At 68.8% G+C, this 3,464-nt stretch carries 4 protein-coding genes; 1 reads left to right on the top strand and 3 read right to left on the bottom strand.

All coding sequences use genetic code 11. The features are described from left to right. Positions 1 to 678 (top strand): LssY C-terminal domain-containing protein (locus tag JMF90_RS29570; RefSeq protein WP_201325780.1); only part of this gene is annotated, 678 nt, incomplete at its 5' end. A 24-nt stretch (positions 679 to 702) separates the two neighbouring features. On the opposite strand, the gene JMF90_RS29565 is transcribed toward JMF90_RS29570, so the two are convergent. The 3 genes from JMF90_RS29565 to JMF90_RS29555 all read right to left on the bottom strand — a co-directional run. Beyond that, complete coding sequence (locus JMF90_RS29565) at positions 703 to 1,032, bottom strand: DNA-binding protein (protein ID WP_006479699.1); 330 nt, start codon at positions 1,030 to 1,032, stop codon at positions 703 to 705. Beyond that, positions 1,029 to 1,361, bottom strand: coding sequence for a type II toxin-antitoxin system RelE/ParE family toxin (locus JMF90_RS29560; protein ID WP_011694634.1), 333 nt, complete (start codon positions 1,359 to 1,361; stop codon positions 1,029 to 1,031). Before JMF90_RS29560 ends, JMF90_RS29565 begins: the two co-directional genes overlap by 4 nt. A 390-nt stretch (positions 1,362 to 1,751) precedes the next feature. Then, on the bottom strand, positions 1,752 to 3,464 hold a 1,713-nt coding region (locus JMF90_RS29555; protein WP_201325779.1), incomplete at its 5' end, for an alpha/beta hydrolase fold domain-containing protein.

The following is a 3,464-nucleotide window of genomic DNA, read 5'->3' as shown; positions in this document are numbered from 1 at the left end:
GTACAGCCCAGAGGCGCGCTCGTCGCGGTCGTCGTCGTGCTCGCGACGGCCGGTGTATGGACAGTTCCCGCGCAGTGGCAGCTCGATCGCGCGGCGCGTCCGCATGTCGGCGACGTGGTCGCGATGACCGTCGACCAGTGGCTGCGCGGCGGGTGGCAGCGCGTGCCGACGCGGCGCACCGAGATCGGCGGCGACCGCGAGGAATTTCTGCCGCTGCAATGGAGCGCGACGTCGGACACGCTCGACCGTCATCTCGCGCAGGCCGGCTGGCAGCGCGCGACGCCGTGGACGCCGGCCACCGCGCTGCGCTGGCTGTTGCCGCAGGCGGCCGCCGATACGCTGCCCGTGCTGCCGCGCTACACGCATGGCGAAAGCACGCGGCGTGTGTTCGTTCGCGTCGATCCGGCCCACCCGGAAAGCCGCTTCGTGCTGCGGTTGTGGCGCTATCCGTACGTGTTGCAGGATGCGCTCGGCATGCGGCCGCTGTGGTACGGCGCGCTGTATCGCGAGACGCTGCGCCGGCCGGCGCGGCTGATGACGTTCGTGCGCTCGACGACGATCGACGATGCGGTGGCGATCGCGCACGCGCTGGCGGTCGAGCCGACGATCGTGCATCGGCCGGCGGGGATGGCGGCCGCGCCGGACGCGATGCTGCTCGTGTGGATGGTCCAGCCGTGAGGGAGCCCGCGCGCTGTGCGCCCGTTACGCGTGCGACGGCTGCGCGGGAACGACGGACAGGCGCAGGCCGACGGTCTTGAGCACCGCGAGCAGGGTCTTCAGCGTCGGGTTGCCGTTCGGGGACAGCGTGCGATACAGCGATTCGCGGCTGATGCCGGCTTCGGCCGCGACCGCGCCGAGCCCGCCATACGCTTCCGCGACCGTGCGCAGCGCGAGCAGGCCGGCCGCACGGTTGTCGGGATCGTCGAGCGATTCCATCGCGACGCGCAAATAGGCGACCGCGAGCTCGCGGTCGGCGCCGAGTTCGGCGACTTCCGCATCGTGGTGCGATACCGCGCCTTTGAGCTTGTTCATGTTTGCCTCCGTTTCCAGTTCGACCAGTGTTCCCTGGCGCGCCTGATGTCGTCGGGTTGACTCGCCTTGTCGCCGCCGGACAGCAGCAGCACCAACGCGCTGCCGTGCCGGCCGAAGTACACGCGGTAGCCGGCGCCGACGTGGACGCGCAGTTCGATCACACCTTCGCCGACCGGCTCGCAATCGCCGAAGTTGCCGGTCTGCACGCGGCGCAGGCGCTCGCGAATCCGCGCCTGCGCGGGCTTGTCACGGACGGCGTTCAGCCATTCGGTGAAAGGCTCGCGACCGTCGTCGCGCTGATAGCGAAGGAGTTCGAACTTGGCGAGCATTGTAACTTATAAGCTACAAAAGAGGTAGTGGGAACGAAGCGGTTGGCATCGCAATGGTTTAGAGGCCGACACGCATACGGCGTCTTCATGGTCGGGATATCAGGGCGTGGTGCGGGCTTCCCGAACGACGATCATTCTTTCATCCGGGATGGCGCATGACGATTCGGCCAAATGGCCGGCTGTCGATGGCGTGAGGAGAGGAGACGCACCCCGAGACGGGGAGCGTGAGGGAATGAATGATGGGCGGAAAATCCGCCGGCAGACTGTGTAATTACTGCTTCGCCGACGCGGCCGTCGCGATCTTGGGTGGTTGTCGCCCCGGCGGCGCTCCGTTGCAAGCGGACACGACGATCGGACATGCGCTGATCGTCGTGCGTCCTCGTTTCATCGTCATGCCGTCGTGGCGACACGTTCCGCCGCAAACCCCGCCAACGTCCGCAACGCGTCCCGCGCCGAGCGCAAGTAAAACGCCTGCAGATGGAACACATGCCAGCGCGCCGCATGGATTTCCAGCCGGCACGGCACACCGCACGCGTGTGCATGCTCGGCCAGCCGCTGCGCATCGGACAGCAGTACTTCCTGGTCGCCGGCCTGGATCAGTATCGGCGGCAAGCCATGCAGATCGGTGTCGAGCGGCCCGCGCGCCGCGGCGGAGCCCGTGCCGTGATACCAGCGCAGCCCCTGTTCGAGCCAGCCGCGCCGGATCATCGGATCGTCGTGGCGACGCGAGGCCAGCGTCGCGCCGCCGAGCGTCGAGTCGGTCACGGGCGAGATCAGCAGCAGTGCGGCGGCGGTCGGCTCGCCGCGCTCGCGCAGCGCGATGGCGAGCGCCAGCGCCAGCGCGCCGCCGGCCGAGTCGCCGGCAATCACGATCCGGTGCGGCGCGTAACCCTGCGTTCGCATCGCGTCGTAGGCGGCCAGTGCGTCGTCGAGCGCGGCCGGGCTCGGATGCTCGGGCGCGAGCCGGTAATCGGGCACCCACACCGGCAGGCCCGCATCGTTCGCGAGGCGCGTCGTCACGCCGCGATGCGTATGCGGCCCGCCGAGACAAAACGCGCCGCCGTGCAGATAGAGAATCGCGCCACCCGTGTCGCCGCGTTTCGGCGCGACCACTTCGATCGGCACATGCTGCGCCGACGTGCGGTAGCGCAGCGTGCCGCCCGCACCGGGCATCAGCGGCGACAGCAGCGCGACGACGCGGCGCTGCATGCGCGCGCCGAACGGCGGCCCGATCAGCGGCCGGAACGCGACACGCAGGAACCCGCGCAACGAAGCGGCCGTGAAGGCTTCGAATCTGCCGGCGGGCGGCGCGACCACCATGCCGTGCATCGGAGCGGCCGCCCCGGGCAGCGGCTGCGACAAGCGGTACGCGGACATGCCGGTGAAGCGCGTGATCCACCGGTAGGTCAGCGTGAAGCCCGGCCAGTTCGTGCTGTTGTGCCCCGATGCATCGACGTACCAGCTCTTGCAACTGCTCCAGACCGACCCTGCGAGCCTCTGCTGCACGTGCACGTTGAAACACCGGTAGCGGCGCGCGTCGACGTCGATCTCGCGCGCGCCGTCGCGACGCATCGCCTGTATGCAGCGCATCACGTGCGCGATCTGGCTCTCGAGCATGTAGACGATCGAGTTGTGACCGAGGTTGGTGTTCGGGCCGTACAGCATGAAGAAGTTCGGAAAGCCGGGCACGGTGAGCCCGAGATACGCCTGCGCGCCTCGTCGCCACGCATCGTTCAGGTCGAGGCCGCCGCGGCCCGTGATGCGCATCGGCGACAGGAATTCCGTTGCCGCGAACCCCGTGCCGTAGACGATCGCGTCGACGGGATGATGCACGCCGTCGATGGTCTCGATCCCGTCCTCGGTCACGCGCCGGATCGGCTGCGTGACGAGTTCCACATGGTCGCGGCTCATCGCGGCGAGATAGTCGCTCGACAGCAGGATGCGCTTGCAGCCGACCGGATAATCGGGCGTGAGCCGTGCGCGCAACGCGGGGTCCGGCACGTCGCGCGCGAGCAACTTGCGAAACGGCCGGCCGACCGCGACCTTCATCAACCCGTGCAGGCGCGTGAACGCGATCGCACGCGCTTCATAGCGCAGGTAGAT

The sequence above is a fragment of the Burkholderia sp. E168m23 genome (assembly GCF_016586125.1).
Classification (GTDB): Bacteria; Pseudomonadota; Gammaproteobacteria; order Burkholderiales; family Burkholderiaceae; genus Burkholderia; species Burkholderia orbicola.
Note: the sequence above shows the minus strand (reverse complement) of the source record. Positions and strands in the feature narration are given on the sequence as shown.

Coding starts and splice junctions, on each gene's coding strand:
- JMF90_RS29565 (WP_006479699.1), bottom strand. CDS start 1,032: ATGAACAAGCTCAAAGGCGCGGTATCGCACCACGATGCGGAAGTCGCC.
- JMF90_RS29560 (WP_011694634.1), bottom strand. CDS start 1,361: ATGCTCGCCAAGTTCGAACTCCTTCGCTATCAGCGCGACGACGGTCGC.